General features: G+C 74.2%; 18 protein-coding genes, 1 tRNA gene, 4 pseudogenes and 1 riboswitch. Of the genes and pseudogenes, 7 read left to right on the forward strand and 16 right to left on the reverse strand.

The window, feature by feature from the left end; translation table 11 throughout:
- Nucleotides 1-75: 75 nt before the first annotated feature.
- From DA06_RS14560 to DA06_RS14600, 9 genes and pseudogenes are all read right to left on the reverse strand, one after another.
- On the reverse strand, nucleotides 76-366 hold the full coding sequence (locus DA06_RS14560; RefSeq protein ID WP_418605336.1) for a hypothetical protein: 291 nt from the start codon (nucleotides 364-366) through the stop codon (nucleotides 76-78).
- Complete coding sequence (gene aspS / locus DA06_RS14565; protein WP_043501314.1) at nucleotides 363-2171, reverse strand: aspartate--tRNA ligase; 1809 nt, start codon at nucleotides 2169-2171, stop codon at nucleotides 363-365. Before aspS ends, DA06_RS14560 begins: the two co-directional genes overlap by 4 nt.
- 162 nt (nucleotides 2172-2333) lie before the next feature.
- Nucleotides 2334-2675 carry a hypothetical protein gene (locus DA06_RS14570; protein WP_418605337.1) on the reverse strand — a complete coding sequence of 114 codons (342 nt, stop codon included), beginning with the start codon at nucleotides 2673-2675 and terminating at the stop codon, nucleotides 2334-2336.
- A gap of 121 nt (nucleotides 2676-2796) precedes the next feature.
- Nucleotides 2797-3414, reverse strand: coding sequence for a GNAT family N-acetyltransferase (locus tag DA06_RS14575; protein WP_043501320.1), 618 nt, complete (start codon nucleotides 3412-3414; stop codon nucleotides 2797-2799).
- Nucleotides 3411-3581 carry a hypothetical protein gene (locus DA06_RS14580; RefSeq protein WP_418608028.1) on the reverse strand — a complete coding sequence of 57 codons (171 nt, stop codon included), beginning with the start codon at nucleotides 3579-3581 and terminating at the stop codon, nucleotides 3411-3413. The genes DA06_RS14575 and DA06_RS14580 overlap by 4 nt, the downstream gene beginning before the upstream one ends.
- 157 nt (nucleotides 3582-3738) lie before the next feature.
- Nucleotides 3739-4437: pseudogene (locus DA06_RS14585) on the reverse strand (molybdenum cofactor synthesis domain-containing protein); the annotation flags it as partial.
- Nucleotides 4434-6044 (reverse strand): acyl-CoA carboxylase subunit beta, encoded by a 1611-nt coding sequence (locus tag DA06_RS14590; protein ID WP_043501330.1) that lies wholly within the window; start codon nucleotides 6042-6044, stop codon nucleotides 4434-4436. The pseudogene DA06_RS14585 and the gene DA06_RS14590, both read right to left, overlap by 4 nt.
- Before the next feature lie 738 nt (nucleotides 6045-6782).
- Nucleotides 6783-8183: a DUF2252 domain-containing protein gene (locus tag DA06_RS14595; RefSeq protein WP_043501334.1), complete on the reverse strand. Its 1401-nt coding sequence runs from the start codon at nucleotides 8181-8183 to the stop codon at nucleotides 6783-6785.
- 108 nt (nucleotides 8184-8291) lie between these two features.
- Nucleotides 8292-9035: pseudogene (locus DA06_RS14600) on the reverse strand (IMP dehydrogenase); the annotation flags it as partial.
- Here DA06_RS14600 and DA06_RS14605 point away from each other — a divergent pair.
- Nucleotides 8995-9714: a hypothetical protein gene (locus tag DA06_RS14605; RefSeq protein WP_418608331.1), complete on the forward strand. Its 720-nt coding sequence runs from the start codon at nucleotides 8995-8997 to the stop codon at nucleotides 9712-9714. The pseudogene DA06_RS14600 and the gene DA06_RS14605 overlap by 41 nt on opposite strands.
- Nucleotides 9715-9770: 56 nt before the next feature.
- Here the strand turns inward: DA06_RS14605 and DA06_RS14610 are convergent, their stop codons facing one another.
- Nucleotides 9771-10694 carry a hypothetical protein gene (locus DA06_RS14610; protein WP_418605339.1) on the reverse strand — a complete coding sequence of 308 codons (924 nt, stop codon included), beginning with the start codon at nucleotides 10692-10694 and terminating at the stop codon, nucleotides 9771-9773.
- Nucleotides 10695-10847: 153 nt separating this feature from the next.
- Between DA06_RS14610 and DA06_RS14615 the strand changes: the two genes are divergently transcribed.
- Nucleotides 10848-11756 (forward strand): glycosyltransferase family 2 protein, encoded by a 909-nt coding sequence (locus DA06_RS14615; protein WP_418605340.1) that lies wholly within the window; start codon nucleotides 10848-10850, stop codon nucleotides 11754-11756.
- Between the two features lie 38 nt (nucleotides 11757-11794).
- Here the strand turns inward: DA06_RS14615 and purH are convergent.
- Nucleotides 11795-13025 (reverse strand): annotated as a pseudogene (gene purH / locus DA06_RS14620) (bifunctional phosphoribosylaminoimidazolecarboxamide formyltransferase/IMP cyclohydrolase); the annotation flags it as partial.
- A gap of 52 nt (nucleotides 13026-13077) precedes the next feature.
- Nucleotides 13078-13166, reverse strand: a riboswitch (ZMP/ZTP riboswitch).
- 24 nt (nucleotides 13167-13190) lie between these two features.
- Nucleotides 13191-13784, reverse strand: coding sequence for a phosphoribosylglycinamide formyltransferase (gene purN / locus DA06_RS14625; RefSeq protein WP_043501350.1), 594 nt, complete (start codon nucleotides 13782-13784; stop codon nucleotides 13191-13193).
- Nucleotides 13785-13803: 19 nt separating this feature from the next.
- Between purN and DA06_RS14630 the strand changes: the two genes are divergently transcribed.
- Together DA06_RS14630 and dapD are read left to right on the forward strand one after the other, a co-directional pair.
- On the forward strand, nucleotides 13804-13929 hold the full coding sequence (locus DA06_RS14630; RefSeq protein WP_418605341.1) for a hypothetical protein: 126 nt from the start codon (nucleotides 13804-13806) through the stop codon (nucleotides 13927-13929).
- Between the two features lie 73 nt (nucleotides 13930-14002).
- Nucleotides 14003-14969, forward strand: a pseudogene (gene dapD, locus DA06_RS14635) (2,3,4,5-tetrahydropyridine-2,6-dicarboxylate N-succinyltransferase).
- Between the two features lie 401 nt (nucleotides 14970-15370).
- Here dapD and DA06_RS14640 read toward each other — a convergent pair.
- Entirely contained in the window at nucleotides 15371-15544 is a 174-nt protein-coding gene (locus DA06_RS14640; protein WP_418605343.1) for a hypothetical protein, read from the reverse strand.
- A gap of 59 nt (nucleotides 15545-15603) precedes the next feature.
- Between DA06_RS14640 and DA06_RS14645 the strand changes: the two genes are divergently transcribed.
- On the forward strand, nucleotides 15604-16320 hold the full coding sequence (locus tag DA06_RS14645) for an MFS transporter (RefSeq protein WP_418605345.1): 717 nt from the start codon (nucleotides 15604-15606) through the stop codon (nucleotides 16318-16320).
- A gap of 86 nt (nucleotides 16321-16406) precedes the next feature.
- On the opposite strand, the gene DA06_RS14650 is transcribed toward DA06_RS14645, so the two are convergent.
- Both DA06_RS14650 and dcd read right to left on the reverse strand, forming a co-directional pair.
- Nucleotides 16407-17288, reverse strand: coding sequence for a hypothetical protein (locus tag DA06_RS14650; protein WP_052436780.1), 882 nt, complete (start codon nucleotides 17286-17288; stop codon nucleotides 16407-16409).
- Complete coding sequence (gene dcd, locus DA06_RS14655; protein ID WP_043501363.1) at nucleotides 17285-17863, reverse strand: dCTP deaminase; 579 nt, start codon at nucleotides 17861-17863, stop codon at nucleotides 17285-17287. Before dcd ends, DA06_RS14650 begins: the two co-directional genes overlap by 4 nt.
- A 202-nt stretch (nucleotides 17864-18065) precedes the next feature.
- Between dcd and DA06_RS14660 the strand changes: the two genes are divergently transcribed.
- Nucleotides 18066-18136, forward strand: a tRNA-Gly gene (locus DA06_RS14660).
- 503 nt (nucleotides 18137-18639) lie between these two features.
- Nucleotides 18640-19098, forward strand: a complete 459-nt coding sequence (locus DA06_RS14665) for a hypothetical protein (RefSeq protein ID WP_043501366.1) — start codon at nucleotides 18640-18642, stop codon at nucleotides 19096-19098.
- Here the strand turns inward: DA06_RS14665 and DA06_RS14670 are convergent.
- The gene (locus DA06_RS14670; protein WP_043501368.1) at nucleotides 19095-20006 is read right to left on the reverse strand and encodes a hypothetical protein; all 912 of its coding nucleotides are present in this window, start codon (nucleotides 20004-20006) and stop codon (nucleotides 19095-19097) included. The two genes, DA06_RS14665 and DA06_RS14670, sit on opposite strands and share 4 nt — an antisense overlap.
- Nucleotides 20007-20090 lie beyond the last annotated feature (84 nt).

Below are 20090 nucleotides of genomic sequence, written 5' to 3' on the forward strand. Positions count from 1 at the left end.
ACAAGAATGCTTGACGGAAGAGATGGCGGCTCCTACGGTCGAAGAGCACAAGGAAGTGGCTGACGTGGCAACCACTCAGCGGACCAGCGAGAGGCGGACTCCGATGGCTGTTCTCACCCTCACGTCCGAGATCCCGGCCCCGACGGCGGAGCCTCCTGCTCCCGGTGCGGTCACCGAGCCGCCCGCGTCCGCCGTCGTGGGCGCCGTCGAGGGGCGCGCCAGGCCGGCGGGGATCGACCTGGCCACGGCCCGGTCGGCGGTGCCGGGCCCCACCGGTGCCGGCTGGTGCGCAGGAACGGCCAGGCGTCGACGACGTCGGCGCGGCCCGCGTCGGGCGACCGCACCGCGGTGCCGCTCCCCGCTCACCGCGCGGGTGCGGCCTGCTTCGCCGCGGCGTCCCTGGCCTCCTCCTGCTTCGGACGGGCGTCCACCCCGGCCTCCTTGCGCTGCTGCGCGGTGATGGCCGCCGGCGCCTGGGTGAGGGGGTCGTAGCCGCCGCCGGACTTCGGGAAGGCGATGACGTCGCGGATGGAGTCCGACCTGGTCAGGAGGGCCACGATGCGGTCCCAGCCGAACGCGATGCCGCCGTGGGGCGGGGCGCCGAACTTGAACGCGTCGAGCAGGAAGCCGAACTTCTCCTGGGCCTCGGCCTCGCCGATCCCCATCACCGCGAAGACCCGCTCCTGGACGTCGCGGCGGTGGATACGGATCGAGCCGCCGCCGATCTCGTTGCCGTTGCACACGATGTCGTAGGCGTACGCGAGCGCCTCGCCCGGCGAGTCCTCGAAGCGGTCGACCCACTCCGGCGTCGGGGAGGTGAAGGCGTGGTGGACGGCGGTCCATGCGCCGTGGCCGACGGCGACGTCGTCGTCCTCGCCCGTGGGCTTGAACAGCGGCGCGTCGACGACCCAGACGAAGGACCAGGCGTCCTCGTCGATCAGACCCACCCGGCGGCCGATCTCCAGGCGCGCGGCGCCGAGAAGAGCGCGGGCGTCGGAGGCCCGGCCGGCGGCGAAGAACACGCAGTCGCCCGGCTTCGCGCCTACGGCGGCGGCGAGGCCCTCGCGCTCGGCCTCGGAGATGTTCTTGGCCACCGGACCGCCGAGGGTGCCGTCCTCGGCGATCGTGACGTACGCCAGGCCCTTGGCGCCGCGCTGCTTGGCCCACTCCTGCCAGGCGTCGAACGTGCGCCGCGGCTGGGACGCGCCGCCGGGCATCACGACGGCACCGACGTACGGGTTCTGGAACACCCGGAACGGGGTGTCCCTGAAGAACTCCGTGAGGTCGGTCAGCTCGAGCCCGAAGCGCAGGTCCGGCTTGTCCGTGCCGTACTTCTCCATGGCCTCGTGGTAGGTCATGCGGGCGATCGGGCGCGGGATCTCGACGTCGATGAGCTTCCAGAGCTCGGCGAGGACCTCCTCGGCGACGGCGATGACGTCGTCCTGGTCCACGAAGCTCATCTCGACGTCCAGCTGGGTGAACTCCGGCTGGCGGTCGGCGCGGAAGTCCTCGTCGCGGTAGCAGCGGGCGATCTGGTAGTAGCGCTCCATGCCGGCGACCATGAGCAGCTGCTTGAACAGCTGCGGGGACTGGGGCAGGGCGTACCAGCTCCCCGGCGACAGGCGCGCGGGCACGAGGAAGTCGCGAGCGCCCTCGGGGGTGGACCGGGTGAGCGTGGGCGTCTCGATCTCGACGAAGTCCTGGCGGTCGAGCACGCGGCGGGCGGCCTGGTTGACCTTCGCCCGCAGGCGCAGGGCGTGCGCGGGCGCCTTGCGGCGCAGGTCGAGGTAGCGGTGCTTCAGGCGTGCCTCCTCCCCCACCTGGCCGGAGTCCTCGGCGTGCTCGGAGACCTGGAACGGCAGCGGGGCCGCCGCGTTGAGGACCACGACGTCGCTCGCGATGACCTCGATCTCACCGGTCGGCAGGTTCGGGTTCGCGTTCCCCTCGGGCCGCCGGGCGACCTCGCCCGTGACCTGCAGGACGAACTCGGCACGCAGCTCGTGCGCGACCTCCTCGTCACGGATGACGACCTGGGCGATGCCGGACGCGTCGCGCAGGTCGATGAAGGCGACACCGCCGTGGTCGCGGCGGCGGTCCACCCATCCGGTGAGGGTGACGGTCTGTCCGATGTCACCGGCGCGCAGGGAGCCGGCGGTGTGGGTGCGGAGCACGGGGGTCCTTCCGGTCGACGTCGCGCACCGCGAGACGGGCGGGCGCGGGAACGATCCTAGTTGCCGTCCGGACCGTCGCCCGCCCGCCCGGCTGCGCCGGGTCCTGCCGCGCCGTCCCCGGGTCCCCGGGTGAGCCGGCTCGCCCGTGCCCGCGAAGGTCGGTCATGATTCAGCCCGTGAGCGCCCACGACAGCACCGGCGCGCGTCCTCGGTGACGCGCTCGCTGCGGGCGCGAGGCCTGTTCATGGGTGCCTCCGGTCGTCGGGCGGGGTCGTGCAGGTAAGGGCGGGCGTCACCGGTGTGGCCCCGCGCGTGGACGGCCCGTCCCGGGGCGGTGCCCGGAGTCCCGGCCGTCGCGACGATCCTGAGATCGCCGGAGAACCGGTCCTCCACACGCGACTCGAGCAGCAGCTGTCGGGTACGTACCACGTGCGGGAGCAGGTAGCCGAGGAGGATCAGGGTCAGTGCGACGACCACATACCCCTGATATCCCTGGAACTCCACGGCTCAACGCTAGGTGCGCGAGGGCGTCCGCCACGTGACCGGTGTCCGGTGTGTCTCACACGCGTGTGATTCTGCGCCGGGTGCGGGCGACGTGGATGCCGGCCGCCGGGGCGACCGCCCCTCAGCGGATCGTTCCCCCGTGCTCCCGCCAGCGCCGCACGAGTCCGCCGGGCACCTCCTCCGCGGTCAGCGCGAACGAGCGGTGGTCGCGCCAGTCACCCTGGATGTGCAGGAAGCGACGGCGCACGCCCTCGTCGCGGAAGCCCAGCTTGTCCACCACCCGCAGCGACGCGGCGTTCTCCGGCCGGATGTTGATCTCCAGGCGGTGCAGCCCCACCTCGAACCAGGCGTGGTCGCCGGCCATCGCCACGGCCAGGGGCGTGACGCCGCGCCCGGCGACGTGCCGCGAGACCCAGTAACCGATGGTCGCCGACCAGAACGAGCCTCGGGTGATCGAGGAGACCGTGAGCTGACCGACGAGCTCGTCGTCGAGCTCGACGACGAACGGCAGCGCCGTGCCGGCCCGGGCGCTGCGGTCGAGCGAGCGCACGTACGAGCGGAAGCTCGACGGCGGCTCGCCGGTCGGGGACGTCGCCTCCCACGGCTCCAGCCACGTCGCGTTCGACCGCCGGAGCGCCTCCCACGCGGCACGGTCGCGCTGGCGCAGCGGCCGCAGCGCCACCCGGTCCTCGACGAGGGTGACCGGCCACTGTCCCTCGACGTTCACCGGGGGGCTCACGCGTCGAGCAGGAGGCAGTGCAGCCGGTCCCCGGGGCGCACGTCGGTGACGTCCTCCGGCACGACGGCGAGGGCGTTGGCGCGGGCGAGCGCCGAGAGCAGCAGCGAGGCGGGCGCGCCCACCGGTGCGGCGCGGTACCCCTCCGCCGGGCTGCCCGTGACCTGCACGCGGACGAACTCCCGCCGGCCGGCCGGGGGAGTACCAGCCGTCGGCGACGGCCGCCGGGACCGAGTCCCTGTAGAGGTCGCCGTAGCCGGCCATCGCCCGCAGCGCCGGGCGCACGAAGGCCTCGTACACCACCTGCACGGCGACCGGGTCGCCCGGCAGCGCGAAGATCGGGGTGCCGTCGCCCACGTGGCCGACGCCGAGCTGACGGCCCGGCCACATCGCGACGTTGTCGAACCGCACGGTGCCCAGCGGCGCGAGCACCTCCTTGACGGTGTCGTTGCCGCCGTAGCTGAGCCCACCGGTGGTGAGGATGAGGTCCGCGCGCACGAGCTGGTCCTCGAGGGTCTCGCGCAGCTCCCGCCGGCCGTCCGGCACCGCGGCCACCCGGTAGGTCGCGGCGCCCGCGTCCTGCACGGCGGTAGCCAGGGCGTGGCCGTTGGCGTCGTAGACCTGGCCCGGCTCGGCCCGGCGGCCCGGCTCCACCAGCTCGTCGCCCACGGAGACGATGACGACCCGCGGGCGCGGGTGCACGGCCACCCGGCCGCGGCCGGCGGCGGCGAGGAGGGGGTCGGTCCACCGGCCGCGGACGGTCTCGGCGGCGTCGTCGGGGCAGGCCGCCGAGCTCGTCGACCCGGCCCCGGGCCGCGACGATCCCGGCCACGAGAGCGGCGAGCTCGAGCTCGTCCGGCCGGCCGTGGACCACCCTGACCGCCGGGGGACGCATGAGCGGGCGGCCCACCGTCCGCCGTCGTCCCCGTGGAGGCCCAGGGCCGAGGCGACGACGTCGTCGTTGCCGCCGCCGGACCACTCGGCGGGCGACGCGGCCGAGGTGGGGGAGTCGGCGACGGTGGTCACAGCGGGATGTTCCCGTGCTTCTTGGCGGGCAGCGAGGCGCGCTTGGTGCGCAGCGCCCGCAGCGCCCGCACCACCTGGACCCGGGTCTCGGCCGGCGCGATGACCGCGTCGACGAAGCCGCGCTCGGCGGCCTCCCACGGGTTCACCAGGGCCTCCTCGTACTCGGCGACCAGGCGGGCGCGCTCGGCCTCGACGTCGCCGCCGGACTCGGCGACCTTCTTCAGCGCCCCGCGCTGGAGGATGTTCACCGCGCCGCCGGAACCCATCACGGCGATCTGCGCCGTCGGCCAGGCCAGGTTGACGTCCGCGCCCAGCTTCTTCGACCCCATGACGATGTAGGCGCCGCCGTACGCCTTGCGCGTGATCAGCGTGACCAGCGGGACGGTCGCCTCCGCGTAGGCGTAGATGAGCTTGGCGCCGCGGCGGATGATGCCGTTCCACTCCTGGTCGGTGCCGGGCAGGAAGCCGGGCACGTCCACGAAGGTCAGCACCGGCAGGTTGAACGCGTCGCAGGTGCGGACGAACCTTGCCGCCTTCTCCGAGGCGCTGATGTCCAGCGTGCCGGCCATCTGCAGCGGCTGGTTCGCCACGATGCCGACCGGCCGGCCCTCGACGTGACCGAACGCCGTGATCATGTTCGGTGCGTATCCCGGCTGGACCTCGAGGAGCTCGCCGTCGTCGACGACGTGCTCGATCACCGTGCGCATGTCGTAGGGCTGGTTGTCCGAGTCGGGTACGAGCGTGTCCAGCTCGAGGTCGGCGTCGGTGACCTCGAGCGCCGCCGTCGCCTCCGCCTCGGACGTGGGCCAGGACGGCGGGTCGGAGAGGTTGTTCGAGGGGAGGTAGGACAGCAGGGCGCGGACGTAGTCGATCGCGTCGTCCTCGTCGGCGGCCTGGTAGTGGGCGACGCCGGAGCGCTGGTTGTGGGTGGCCGCGCCGCCGAGCTCCTCGAAGCCCACCTCCTCGCCCGTGACCGCCTTGATGACGTCCGGGCCGGTGATGAACATGTTGGAGGTGCCCTCGGCCATGACGATGAAGTCGGTCAGCGCGGGGGAGTAGACCGCGCCGCCGGCGCTCGGGCCGAGGATGAGCGAGATCTGCGGGATGACGCCCGAGGCGGCGACGTTGCGGCGGAAGATCTCCGCGAACTGGGTCAGCGCCGCGACGCCCTCCTGGATGCGGGCGCCGCCGCCGTCGGAGATGCCGACGAGCGGCACCCCCGTGCGCAGCGCCATGTCCATGACCTTGGTGATCTTCTGCCCGTGCACCTCGCCGAGCGAGCCGCCGAAGACCGTGAAGTCCTGGGAGTACACGCACACCTGGCGCCCGTCCACGGTGCCGAACCCGGTGACGACGCCGTCGCCCGGGATCCGCCTCTTCTCGAGCCCGAAGTTCGTCGAGCGGTGGGTGGCGAAGGCGTCGAGCTCGGTGAACGACCCTGGGTCGAGGAGCGCCTCGAGGCGCTCGCGGGCCGACTTCTTCCCGCGCTTTCCCTGCTTCTCGACGGCGGCCTCGGCCGGCGCGGTGATGCCCCGCTCGGTCCGGGCGGCGAGGTCGGCGAGCTTGTCCGCGGTGGTCGACGTCGGCGCCGGGCCCGCCGCAGGCAGCGGCGGCTCGCCGGAGGAGGTGGCCGCCGACGGGGCCGCGGGAGGAGTCGCCGTCGCGGCCGTGGTGGCGGTCGAGGCCGGCGTCGCGGACTCCGCGGGGGCGGGCGGCTGGTCGGGGCGCACACGGGATTCGGTCACGTCGGCCAGAGTAGTTGTCGCTTCCCCACCGCTCGCTGCCGGAGTGGCGCGTGTTCCCCGGGGCGTGCTTGTCGGAACTCCACAACCGCGTGCTGCCCGCCGTCCGTGTCCGTTCGCCGTCTGCCCACCGGCGCCAGCGCTCCGCCGTTCCTCCCGCCGCTGCGCGTTCGTGCAGCGACCTTGGGCAGATGAAGTTGGCCTGGGTCGACCGAGTCTGCGCAGGGTCACTTACCGAAGCGGTGCGGGGCTGGCCCGACCTGACGCTGACCCGACGACGGGCGACCCGGTCGACCGCCGGCACCGTCGCGCCGGCCGACACGGCGTCCCCCGCCCTTGCGGGGTGGTTGGCTTGTCATCGTGACCGGCAGCCCCACCTTCGCCCGGGTCGTCCGCGTGCCCCGCACCGGCTCGACCAACTCCGACCTGCGCGCCGCCGCCATCGCGGACCCCCGACGCCTGGCCGCACCTGTCCGTCCTGGTGGCCGACCACCAGGACGCCGGTCGCGGGCGTGCCGGCCGCTCCTGGGAGACGCCGCCGGGCGAGGCGCGCCGCGGCGGAGGCGGGGCACCCGACTCGGGCGGGAGCGCCCTGCGCACCGCTCAGGCCGGTGCCCCCTCGGCGGCGAGCAGGTCACCACGTCCAACGGCGTCGCTGAACGCCGCGTGGTCCCGCTCGTTGCGGTCGGCGTAGGCCTCGGCGAAGTCCGTGACCGCCCCGGGGAAGGCGCCGCCGTCGTCCAGGTAGCCCGCCACGGCGACCCTGTCCCCGGACCGGGCGTGCGCCCTGGCCAGCGTCCACGCGCACAGCCGGCCGTACAGCGCGAGCCCCTCCGGGATCATCTCCGCCACGTCCACGGAGCCTTTCCAGTCGTTCAGCTGGCGGACGTAGAAGTCGCGCCTCACGCCGTCCATGCCCACCGTGCGGGCCCAGCCGAGGAACACGTCGCCGGTCGCCTGCACGATGCGCTGCCCGGAGACCACCCGGGCCCCTTCGTTCTCCTCCGCCGTGTGCCCCAGGTAGGCCGCCAGGACCGACGGCTGCGCCTCCTTGACCTGGAGGAAGAGGGGATCCAGGTCGTCCCGCCCGCGCAGGTAGACGATCCAGCACCGGGTGCCCACGCTGCCCACCCCGACCACCTTGCGTGCCATGTCGACGAACTCGTAGGACCGGACCAGCTCTCTGCGGCCGGGCTCCAGGCGTCCCGCGTAGTCCTGCAGGACTGCCTCGATCGCGGTCCTGATCTGTGCCGGGCCGGCCTCGGGCACCAGCGTGCCGACACGCACCACCAGCGGCGGCGCGTCGACGATCCGGCGCCCGCCGTCCACCGCCTCGGTCAGCTTCTCGAGCGAGTGGCGGTGGTCGCGGCGCCGGGCCCTGTCGATGGCCTTGTCCAGGCGCTTCGCCGCGCGCTTGCCCAGCTCGCCGGCGAGCTGCTCGCGCAGCGCGAGGACGTCGACCTTGGCGTACCAGACCTCGAGGTTCCCGAGCCCGGCGAAGTGCGCCACGGTCTCCTGGTAGCCGCGCACCGTCGCGACGACGGCGGCCCGGACCTTCTTGCGCGGGAAGCCGTTCTGCCTGCCGGCGACGGCGATGCTCGCGGCCAGCCGCTTGACGTCCCACTCCCACGGGCCCGGCAGGGTCTCGTCGAAGTCGTTGATGTCGAACACCAGGCGCCGCTCCGGAGAGGCGAACATGCCGAAGTTGGACAGGTGCGCGTCGCCGCAGAGCTGGACGTCGAAGCCGGAGACGGGCGTGCGGGCGAGGTCGCCCGCCATGACCGCCGCACCGCCGCGGTAGAACGCGAACGGTGACGCCATCATCCGGGCGTGCCGGATCGGCACCAGCTCGGCGACGCGCGACGGTATCTGGTCGGCGAGCACCCGGACGGGGTCACGGGCGGCGTCGAGCGGCAGCTCTGCATGGGACTCGGCAGGCACCCTGCGTCTTGCCTCCACGCCGAGGCCGAACCGTTCCGCAGGAGCCAGGAACTGGCGGTCCATGTTCCAGTCTCGCGCGGCGGACCCGCCGGGCGCCAGACCCCCGCCGTCGAGCGGTGGACGCCGGCCCGTCCGGCCTCGCGGCGGCGTCGCGTCAGCGCGCCCCGGGCGTCACCACCCCGCCGGCAGCGGGCGCCCCTCCTCGTAGCCCGCGGCCGACTGCACGCCCACCACCGCGCGCTCGGCGAACTCGGGAAGCGAGCCTGCCCCGGCGTAGGTGCACGAGGACCGCAGCCCGGAGGTGATGACGTCGAGGAGGTCCTCCACGCCCGGGCGGTCGGGGTCGAGGTACATGCGCGAGGCGGAGATGCCTTCCTCGTACAAGGACTTCCGGGCGCGCTCGAAGCCCGAGACCCGCCCGGCGGTCCGGGCGGCGACGGCGCGGGCCGAGGCCATCCCGAAGCTCTCCTTGTACCTCCGTCCCGACCCGTCGGTGTGCAGGTCGCCGGGGGACTCGTGGGTGCCGGCGAACCAGGAGCCGATCATCACCTGGGAGGCGCCCGCGGCCAGGGCGAGGGCGACGTCGCGCGGGTAGCGGACGCCGCCGTCGGCCCACACGTGCCTGCCGAGCTCGCGGGCCGCCCCCGCGCACTCCAGCACCGCGGAGAACTGCGGGCGGCCCACGGCCGTCTGCATGCGGGTGGTGCACATCGCGCCCGGCCCCACCCCGACCTTGACGATGTCCGCGCCGGCGGCCACCAGGTCCCGTACGCCGTCGGCCGTGACGACGTTGCCGGCCACGACCGGCACCTGCGGGTCCACCGACCGGACGGCGTCGAGGGCGCGGAGCATCCGCTCCTGGTGGCCGTGGGCGGTGTCGACCACGAGGACGTCCACCCCCGGTGCGGCCGCCGCCCGTGCCCGGGGCGCGGAGGTCCCACAGGCGGTTCCGGGTCCCGACCACCGCGACGCCGTCGTCGCGCAGGACGCGGCGCACCTCCGCCAGGACACCGCACAGGACGGCCTCCGCGTCCGGACGGTTCCCGAGGAGGCGACGGATCTCGCCCGTGTCGACGAAGACCGTGCGGAAGGTGCCGTCCGGCCAGGGCAGCGGGCCGTCGAGCCCGAGATGCACCGTGAGACCGGCGGGGGCGTCGTGCATGAGGGTCTCGAACCGCAGGCGGGCGTACACCCAGTCGGCGCTCGTGACGTCGGCGCCGAAGGTGCTCAGGGCCCGCGCCAGGGTGGCCCATCCGGTGCCGAGGTCCAGGACGGCGGAACCGGGCACGACCGGCAGGAGCGCAGCGGCGGCACCGCGGGCCGGGTGCAGCAGACGGCGCCGGAGCTCGTTCGGCCAGGGCTCCTCGCCGTCGAGCATGATCGCGACGAGGGCGTCGGCGCTCGTGGCCCGCAGAGCCGCCGCGGGCACGTACGCCGGGACCCCGCGCCAGGGCTCGTCATCCGCGGCGAGACGGAGGATGCCCACCTCGTCGACCCGCCCGGCCGGACGCGCGAGGTCCCGCCCCACGGGATCTTCCCGGCCGCCGCGGCGACGGTCGGGCGCGTCCTTGTCGCCCATGGCAGCACACAGTAGCCAGGAGACGGAGGGCTCGGGCCGGATCGGGGACCACGCCGGCACCGGGCCCGCGCCTACCCGCCGACGGGTGTGGAGGTGCCGAGCCGAACGTTGGACTCGTCCCAGACGACGTTCGGCCCGAGGTTGGCGGAGGTGCCGTGCCTGGTGTCGTCCTGGAACGCGTTGTCACGGAACTCGCACGCCGCGCCGTCGGTGCCGCTGCCTCCGCCGTTGACGGTGTAGTTGCCGCCGTTCATCAGGTTGCCCTCGACGAGGCAGTCGCTCACCGGCCCGGAGTCCTCGCCGAACATGAAGGCGGCGTTGCCGTAGATGCCGCTCTCGGGGTTGTACGCCTGGAGGTTGTTGCCGCGGATCACGATGTTGCTGCCGGACATGACCTGGACGACGTCGGTGTGGTTGTCGCCGTCCTGGACCATGCCGTGGATGTAGGAGTCCTCGATCGTGACGTCGTCGCCGGTGATGCGCGGACCCTCCGCGACGTTGTAGATCTGGACGCGCCGCAGGGTGTATCCGTTGTAGGCGATGGCCGGGTTCGCACGCCCCTGCCCGTCGATCTCGCTGTCCTCCATGAGGAAGTTGTCACCGTTGACCCGGACGGCGATCTTGCCCGTCGTCAAGATGATGCGGGAGTTGCGGATGACGACGTCGTCGGCCTCCACGACCACGTTTCCGGAGATCTCCAGACCGTCGATCACCGTGCCGTCCTCGGTGATCTCGAGCTTGTCGCTCGGCCGGAGCTGCGTCCCCGCGGGCACGCCGGTGTTCGTCTCGTCGGGGAAGTCGGTCTCCCGGGGCGGCGGGGGCGTCGGGGACGCGGTGGCGGACGCGGACGGCGCGGTCGGCTGCGGGGTCTCCGGCGACGGCTCCGTCGGCTCGCCGGTGCACGCGGCCAGCAGCGAGACGGAGGCCACGGCGGCCAGGAGGGTGGACCACGCGCGCAGCCGTGTGCGGGACTGGACGCTCGGGGGTGCGGACATGTCGCTCCACTCGGACGGGTTCCTGGTCGCCCAGCGTAGGGTCGTCCGGCCCGCTCCGACCGGCTTTCGGAGCCACTTCCCGTCGATCGGCAGCGGCGTCCCTGCGCCCCTGATCGCCTGCCGCGGCACGCGCACGCGGCTACCCTCAGGGGGATGACCCACACTGTCGTGAGCGTCGTCATCCCGGCGCTGAACGCGGCCGCGACGCTCCCGGTGCAGCTCGAGGCGCTCGCCCGCCAGGACGTCGACGTGCCGTGGGAGGTCCTCGTCGTCGACAACGGTTCCACCGACTCCACGCTGGAGGTCTGCCGGTCGTTCGAGGGCCGCGTGCCCGGGCTGCGCACCCTCTCCTGCCCCGTGCCGGGGACCAGCGCGGCCCGCAACGCGGGCGCCGCGGCGTCGTCGTCCGATCTGCTGCTCTTCTGCGACGCCGACGACGAGGTGGCGCCCGGGTGGGTGCGGGCGATGGTGGCGGCGCTGCAGTCCTCCGACTCCGTGGGCGGCGCGATCGAGAACGACAAGCTGACGACCGTCCGGCTGCCCTACATGCCGCGCCACCCGGACCACCTGCCTGTCGTCGCAGGTTTTCTGCCGCGGGCGATCACCGCCAACCTGGGCGTGCGACGCCGGGTGTTCGAGGAGGTCGGCGGGTTCGACCCGGAGTACGACTACGGCGGCCCCGACACCGAGTTCTGCTGGCGGCTTCAGCTCGCCGGCCACCGGTTGTCCTACGCGCCGGACGCCGTGGTGCACTACCGGCACAGGCACACCCTGCGCTCGGTGGCCGTCAAGGCGTTCCACACAGGCATCTCCCGAGGGAGGCTCTACCGCGACTACGGGACGCAGGGGATGCCCCGTCCCCGGCTCGCCGGCGTCGCGGTGCGGTGGACGGGCCTTCTGCTGGGCGCGCCCGTCGCCGCGGTCTCCCCCCGCACGCCGCTGGCGCTGGCTCGAGCAGGCCGCCGGTGCCGCAGGACGGGTACGGGGCAGCTGGGCGCTTCCGCGTGCTGTACCTCTGAGCGGACCGGGGCAGCCGGGCCCGGGGCCGGGGGCGGTCCCTAGGGCCGGCTCCCCCCGCGTGCCAGCCGTGCCGCCACTGGCGACAGGGTCCAGGCGGCGGGGTCGTCGCCGGGGGCGTCGATCCGGTCGGTCGCCTGCATGAGCAGGCCGCCGCCGATCGGGCGCGTCTCGACGGCGCCGCGTCCCGCGCCGGCCACGCGCAGCAGCCGGACGTTCTTCTTGCGGGAGAGGATCTCGACAGCCGCCTCCTCGAAGTCGGGGGGCGAGGACGACCTCCGTGAAGACCGGCGCGAGCTGCTCGGCCATCGCCGCGGTGACCGGCCGGTTGGCGGCGACGACGCCGCCGTAGGCGGAGACCGGGTCGCAGGCGTGCGCCTTGCGGTGGGCCTCCGCGATGTCCTCGCCCGTGCCGATCCCGCACGGGTTGTTGTGCTTGACGACGGCGACGGCCGGCGCCAGGTGGTCGTGGGCCGCGCGCCAGGCCGCGTCGGCGTCGACGTAGTTGTTGTAGCTCATGGCCTTGCCGTGCAGCTGCTCGGCCTGGGCGAGGCCCGGCTCGCCGAACCCGCTGGTGTACAGCGCGGCGCGCTGGTGGGGGTTCTCGCCGTAGCGCAGCACCGCCTGGCGGTCCCACGTGGCGCCCACCCAGCCGGGGAAGCCGGTCGCGGTGCCGTCGACCTCGTCGTCGGGGGCCAGGACGTTGCCCATCCAGGAGGCGACGGCGACGTCGTAGGTGGCGGTGTGCCGGAACGCCTGGGCCGCCAGGGCCCGGCGCTGGGCGAGCGTGAAGCCGCCGCCGGCGGCGGCGCGGGCGACGTCGTCGTAGCGGGAGGGGTCGACGACGACGGCGACGGACGGGTGGTTCTTGGCCGCGGCGCGCACCATCGTGGGACCGCCGATGTCGATCTGCTCCACGCACTCGTCGACGCCCGCGCCCGAGGCGACGGTCTGCGTGAACGGGTAGAGGTTGACGACCACGAGGTCGAAGGGCGCCACGCCGAGCTCGGAGAGCTCCTCGCGGTGGCTGGCGAGGCGGCGGTCCGCGAGGACGCCGGCGTGCACGCGCGGGTGAAGGGTCTTGACGCGGCCGTCGAGGCACTCGGGGAACCCGGTGACGTCCTCGACGGGCGTGACCGGCACGCCGTTCTCGGCGATGGTCCGGGCGGTGGACCCGGTCGAGACGATCTCGACGCCCGCGGCGTGCAGGGCGGTGGCGAGCTCGGTCAGGCCAGTCTTGTCGTAGACGGAGACGAGCGCCCGACGCAGCGGGACCTGGTCCCCCACGGGCTCGATGACGGGATTCTGGCTCATGGCAAAGCTCCTGGGTCGACGGCGTGTGCAGCGGGCGTCCGGCGACGCCCGACCCAGGCACCCAGGCGTGCGGTGCCCCGACGGGAACTTCCGGCCGCTCCCCGGTGGTGTGCTCCACCTGCGCCAGTCACGGCCGGGGTCCACCTTACCGGCCGTCGGGCCCTCTCAGCCGCCGAGGCGCACGCGGCGGCCCTCGATGCGCCACCCCTCGCGCGCGAGGCGCCCGACCTGCTCGACGAGCTGGGCGCGCTCGGCGACCTTGATCCGTTCGGTGAGGGTTTCGACGTCGTCGTCCTCGAGCACCGGGACGGCCACCTGGGCGAGGATCGCGCCGGTGTCCACCCCGGCGTCCACGAAGAAGACCGTGGCGCCGGCGAGCTTCACGCCGTAGGCGAGGGCGTCGCGGGGGCCGTGGATGCCGGGGAACGCGGGGAGCAGCGTGTTGTGGGTGTTGACGTACCGGCCGTCGAAACGCTCGAGGAACCGCGGGCCGCACAGCTTGAGGAACCCGGCCGAGATCACCAGGTCGGGCTCGTGGGCGGCCACCGCGGCCGTGAGCGCGGCGTCCCAGGCGTGACGGTCCTCGTGGGCCCCCACCCGCTCGACGAAGGCCGGGATCCCGGCCTCCCGCGCCATCGCCACCCCGCCGGTGTCCTCCCGGTCCGCGCCGACGGCGACCACGCGGGCCCCGTAGGCGGGGTCCCGGGTGGCGTCGAGCAGCGCCGCCAGGTTCGAGCCGCCGCCCGAGACGAGGACCACGAGCCGGGCGGGCGTCGCGGTGGTCCGCCGCCTCGTCGGCGACTCCGTCAACGACGTCGTCGTCGCGACGGCGGACCGGGAGCTGATCGGCCGGGTCGAAGAGCTCGGCGCCCGGACCCTCGGCCCGCGCCTGGTGCGCCACTGACGCTCGGGGCACCCGCGGTCCGCAACTCGGGCGCCGGACGCGGCACGTCGGTGGCGGCGCTTAGGCTGAGGACATGAGCGACCGCACGGCCTGGGCCTTCGGCCTGGCAACCCGCACCGACGACGGCGGCCTTCTGGACGTCTGGTACCCCGCCCCCGCGCTGGGCTCCGTCCCGGAGGACGCCGCCGCCCCGGAGGAGCTGATCACACTCGAGCGCCACGACGCGGACCGCCGGGTGGCCACCGAGGTCGTGCGCACCGAGATCGACCTGGACGCGGCGCCCACCTCCACGGCGGACGCGTACCTGCGGCTGCACCTGCTCTCCCACACGCTCGTCGCACCGAACACGATCAATCTCGACGGGATCTTCGGCCAGCTGCCCAACGTCGTGTGGACGTCCGTCGGTCCGTGCGCCGTCGAGGGCTTCGAGGCCGCACGTGCCCGCCTTCGCGCCGCCCACGGCTCCTTCATCGTGCACGGCGTCGACAAGTTCCCCCGCATGGTCGACTACGTCGTCCCGCCGGGGGGTGCGCATCGCCGACGCCGACCGAGTGCGGCTCGGCGCCCACCTGGCCCCCGGCACCACCGTGATGCACGAGGGCTTCGTCAACTTCAACGCCGGCACGCTCGGCCGGTCGATGGTGGAGGGGCGCATCTCGCAGGGAGTCGTCGTCCACGACGGCGCCGACGTCGGCGGCGGCGCCTCGATCATGGGCACCCTCTCCGGCGGGGGCAAGCAGGTGATCTCCGTGGGGCCGCGCTCGCTGCTCGGCGCCAACGCCGGACTGGGCATCTCCCTCGGCGCGGACTGCGTGGTGGAGGCCGGCCTGTACCTGACCGCCGGGACGAAGGTGTCGGTGCTGACCGGCGGCGGCACGCGCCCCGACGGCGGCCAGCTCACCGAGCCGCCGGTGGTCGCCGCCCGCGTACTCTCCGGGCAGGACAACCTGCTCTTCCGGCGCAACTCCCTCTCCGGCGCCGTGGAGGCGCTGCCCCGCAGCGGCGTCGGTGTGGAGCTCAACGCCGCCCTGCATGCCTGACCCTCGCCCGCGGAGACCGCGGGCGCCCGGAGCGGCGCCCGGCCCCGTGCGGACGGCCGGCGCGGGCAGGAGCGTCGTGGCGGCGGTCCTGAGGATCCGGTCCATGGGCGCGTTCCCGGCAGGACGCGGTGCAGCAAGAGCCCCCGGCCTTCGTGATACGCGCTTGAGCATCGACGCTCCCGACGGCGGTCCGACAAGTCTGCGGACCACTGCACCAGGAATGCCCGCCCGTCAGACACCGGTCGCTGCGGTGAACGGCGGGTGAACGGACCTTCTCGCCCCCAGCCCTCGGACAGGGTGATGGGGCCCCGGACGCTTGTGCCGTTAGGGGGTGGGGGGAGGAGGAGGAGCCGAGTCTCCGCTCCGGGTCGTGCCGCAGCGAGCTGCGGTTTTTCGCCGCCTCACCCTCGCAGCACCCGCCTCTCGGCCGCCGCCCAGCGGGTACCGGGCGAGGGCGTGTAGCGGACCGTCTCGTCCGACGCGGCGACGATCTCGCGGAGCCGGGCTAGATCGCCGTCGACATCCCCGAGGGCGCGCGCCTGTACCACGAGGTTGCCGAGGGCGGCTCCCTCCACGGGTCCGGCCACCACGGGCCGGTCTCGCTCCCCTGGCCGGAGCGTTCGCGATCGGTGCGGTGCTGCTGGCCGTGACGGCGGTCGTCGTCGCCCTCGGTCTGCGCCCCGACCCTCTGCTGCTCGCCCAGCGCCACACCGCCGCGGAGGCCCGCCCGGGCGGCGGTGCTCCCCTGCCGGGACGGGCCGGCTTCGCGGCGGCGCTGCGGGAGGTGCGCGCCTCGCGCACGGGGACGCTCGCGCTGACGGCGCTCGTGCTCGCGCACGTGGCGATGGTGTCGGTGATGACCATGACCCCGGTGCACCTGGCCCACCTCGGGCACGGCGTCGCGGTGGTGGGTCTGACGATCAGCCTGCACGTGCTGGGCATGTTCGCTCTCGCCCCCGCGGTGGGCGCCGCCGCCGACCGCTTCGGCCAGGTGCCGACGATCCTCGCCGGCCAGGTGGTCCTCGTGGGTGCGGCCGCCGTCAACCTGCTCGGTGCCGGCGACACCGCAGCGGTGGCCACGGGGCTGTTCCTGCTCGGGCTGGGATGGTCCGTGGTGACGGTGCCGGCGGCGACCCTGCTGTCCGAGTCGGTGCCGGCCCGCTCGCGGCCGCTCGTGCAGGGCACCGGTGACGGGCTGATGAACGCCGCGGCGGCGATCGGCGCGATCGTCTCCGGCCCGCTCCTGGCCGTCGCCGGCTTCCCGGGCCTCGCGGTCGTCTCGGCGATGTGCGTCGTCCCGGTGGTGGTCCTGGCGGCCCGGGCGCGTCGGGCGAGCACGCGCCGGGCGTGACGTCGCCACCCCGCACTCGTTCCCCGCGCAGCGACCGTCGAGCCTGACGCGGGGAGCTCTACCGACCGGGAGGCGCCGGCTCCGCCTCAGCCGTCGAGGTCGGTCGGGTCCACGAGGAACCCGTCGTCGTCGCTGATCTCACCGCCGACCACGGCGTGCAGCGCGACGGCGGCCCGCTCGATGAGGGCGGCCGCCGCGGAGCGGGCGCGGCGCTGGCCGAGCGGCGGACGGGCCGCGAAGGCCGTCTCGGGGTGCGCGGGGCGCCAGCGCAGCTCGTAGGTGACGACGCCCTCGGCCGCCCACTCCTCCCCGCGCAGCACGGTCGGCGTGCGGGGCGTGCCCGAGGCGATGAGCTCGACGAGGTCGCCGGAGTCGAGCTCGGAGACCATGCCGTAGCCCTCGAGCCCCTCGGCGGCGGCCTCGGGGACCTCGTCCAGCAGGGAGCGCACGTGCGGGAGGGACTGCTCGAGCACCTGCAGGCACGCGTCGGGGTCGAGCCACACCGGGGACAGCACGGTGAGGTCGGTGGCCGCCTCCGGGTCGGGCACGATGACGGCGCCCGAGCCCGCGAGCCGCAGCGCCCCGCCGAGGCGGCGGGCGAACGCGCGCAGGTGGTCGAGGGCCTCCTGCTCGACGCCCACCGGGACACCCTCGGCGAAGGCGTCCAGCACGGGGTCGACGCCCTGCAGCTCGGGCGGGAGCGCTCCCCCGCGCTGGACCGGGCTGCGGAGCAGGTACGCCTGCCCCGCCCAGTCCGGCAGGTCGAACGCGGTGCGCAGCTCCGCGTCGAGCGACCACGGGCCGGTGAGGTGCACGCCCGGCGCGAGCCGCAGGTCCGCCTCCGCGGCCCACCCCGCCGTCTCGCTCCGGGAGACGGCGAGCGCCTCCAGCTCGTCGGGGTGGACGTCCGCCGCCAGCACCAGCAGGTGGTGCGGCTCGGCCAGCGCACGGACGAGCGGCGCGCTCATCGCACCGGCGTCCGCTGGAAGTTCAGGTACGAGCGGGACGCGGTCGGGCCGCGCTGCCCCTGGTAGCGCGATCCCCGGACGCCGGACCCGTACGGGTGCTCGGCGGCCGAGGAGAGCTGGAAGAAGCACAGCTGCCCGATCTTCATGCCGGGCCAGAGCATGATCGGCATGGTGGCCGTGTTCGACAGCTCCAGCGTGACGTGGCCGGTGAAGCCGGGATCGATGAAGCCGGCCGTGGAGTGGGTGAGCAGTCCCAGACGTCCCAGCGACGACTTCCCCTCCAGGCGCGCGGCGATGTCGTCGGGGAGGGTCACCTGCTCGTAGGTCGCGCCCAGGACGAACTCGCCCGGGTGCAGCACCAGCGGGTCGTCCGGGCCGGCGTCGACCAGGCGGGTCAGCTCGGGCTGGTCCTGGGACGGGTCGATGACCGGGTACCTGTGGTTGTCGAACAGGCGGAAGTATCGGTCGAGGCGGACGTCCAGGCTCGCGGGCTGGATCATCTCGGCCTCGAACGGGTCCAGCCGGACTCGGCCGGAGTCGATCTGGGCGCGGATGTCGCGGTCGGAGAGCAGCACGGCGCCCATCCTGCCATCGCGGCGCACGGCACCCGGCCCGCGGACCCGCCGGACGACCGCCCGACAGGGCGCCCGGCGCGCACGGGCGTCGTCGGGTCGCGGAGCGGCGGGTGCGGCGCACGTCACGCGGTCCGGGGGGGCCCGGATTTCGTACAGGGCACCCGGGGATGGGTATAGTGACGGCGCGCTCACAAGGCGCACTGCGGGTGTAGTTCAATGGTAGAACTTCAGCTTCCCAAGCTGACAGCGCGGGTTCGATTCCCGTCACCCGCTCGCAGACGGCATGAGCCGCACCGGTCACCGGTGCGGCTCTCGCCGTCTCTGGGACTCGGTCTCCGTGCTCCGGCCAACCCTCCTGCGCCGGCCCGACCGGCGTCCGCCGCGGATCAGGTGCCCGCGCACTTGCCCGGCACCGCCGGCTCGCCGGACGCTGGAGGTACCCGGGGACCGTTGCGACGGAGCGCGTCATGGGCGAGCGGAGACCTGACGGGTCTGACAGCCCCGGCAGGCGGTGCGGAGGAGGCAGGCGCCACGCCGCTGCGGCCGTGGCCGCCGCGGGCGGCCCGCCCGCACCTCGAGGGCACCGCCGGCACCGCGCCGTGGCCCGCCGCGACGTCGACCGCCCGTGCCGGCGATCCGTCCCGTTCGTGCCCTGCGCCACCCCCGGTGGGCCCCTGGGATCCCCATTTCTGGTGGCTGACTGCTGCACAGGTGGTGGCTACGATTCCTGGACCGTGCGGTCGCCGACGACCGGCCCAGACGAACGGATGGCGGGAATGCTCCGACAGATCGGTCCCCGGGTCGCGGCGGGTGTGCTCGCCGCCCTCGTCCTCGGCGTCCTGGCCGGCGGTGCGGCCAGGGTCCTCATGCGGATGCTGGCCGTCCTCAGCGGCGACACGCCGCGGTTCTCGGCCGGGGGAACCCTGGGCGTCCTCCTGATCTTCTCGCTCGTCATGCTGCCCGGCGCAGTCGCGCGGGCGCTGGGCCGGCGCCGGTCGGGCACCGTGCTGCTCGCCCTGGGGGCGGCGCTCCTTCTCTTCCAGAGCGTGAGCATCCCGCTGCAGGAGGACCGGGCCGGGCTCGTGCCCGCGGGACCGGCGGTGATGGCCTTCACCCTGCTGGTGCTGCTCGCGTTCCCCGCGGTCATCGCCGCCCAGACGGTGGCGACGTCGCGGCTCGCGGTCGCCCTGGCGCGGCGCCTCACCGTCCCGACGGCGGAGCCTGCCGCTGTCTAGAGCCCCGTGGGCGCCAGGATCAGCCGGGCGATGATCGTCGCGCCGGCGCTCGAGGCGATGGTGAGCACGCGGGCGAAGGTGCCCTCGTCGAAGGGCCACGCCTGGATGCGCTCCGCCCGCTTCTCCAGGCTCTCGGCGGCGCCCAGGAGTCCGGCGTGCTGCCGGAGGTCGTCGATGGTCGGCGTCGCCCGGATGCCGCGGTACACCTGCCGGTACAGCTCCGTCGCCCGCCCCAGCTCGCGTTCCTTGACCGCCACCATCTGCCGGTGAAGGTCCGTCAGCGAGAGGAAGAACAGAGCCAGAGCGGTCACGAGCACACCGGCCCCGACCAGCGTCACGGGAAGGTCGGCGAGTCCGGTGAGCACGAGCGGGACGACGGTGCCGAGGATGAGCCAGAACCCCGTGAACGCCAGCCTGCCGACCGGCTGCAGCCCCAGGGTCCGGTCGCCGTCGTAGACCGGGAGGGCGTCCTGGGTGCGCCCGAGGCGGATCAGGCCGATCTGGAGGACGAGGTAGACCCAGAACGCCGTGCACAGCGGGATCCCGATCACCACCCAGGTGACGCCCTGGATCAGTCCCGCGGCGGGCTCGGCCCGGAGCACCTCGTCCAGCGGCAGGACGACGGCGATCGCTACCAGGAGCGCGAGCGGAGCCACGACGCTGGCCAGGCCCCGGAAGCGCTCGTCCTCCGGGTGCGTCCGCCCGCCCGAAGTCGCCAGAGTCACCCGCAGTCCGCGCAGCTCGTCGGCGATCCGCAGGACGCCCCAGAGCGACAGCACGACGGCGAAGCTGGTCGCGGCACGGTTGAGCACCTCGCCCCAGGGGATCCCGCCGCCCCACGACGGCGCCAGGAGGCCGACCGCCACCAGGTTCAGCCACGGCACCGCGCCCCAGGCGGCCACCAGCACGGTGCGAGGCCCCGGGAGGCGGGCGAGGACTCCGCTCCGTCAGCGGAGCAGCCGGCTCCGCGGCGGATGCTCCGGCGCCCCGGT

Source organism: Georgenia sp. SUBG003, from assembly GCF_000715355.2.
Lineage (GTDB): Bacteria > Actinomycetota > Actinomycetes > Actinomycetales > Actinomycetaceae > Georgenia.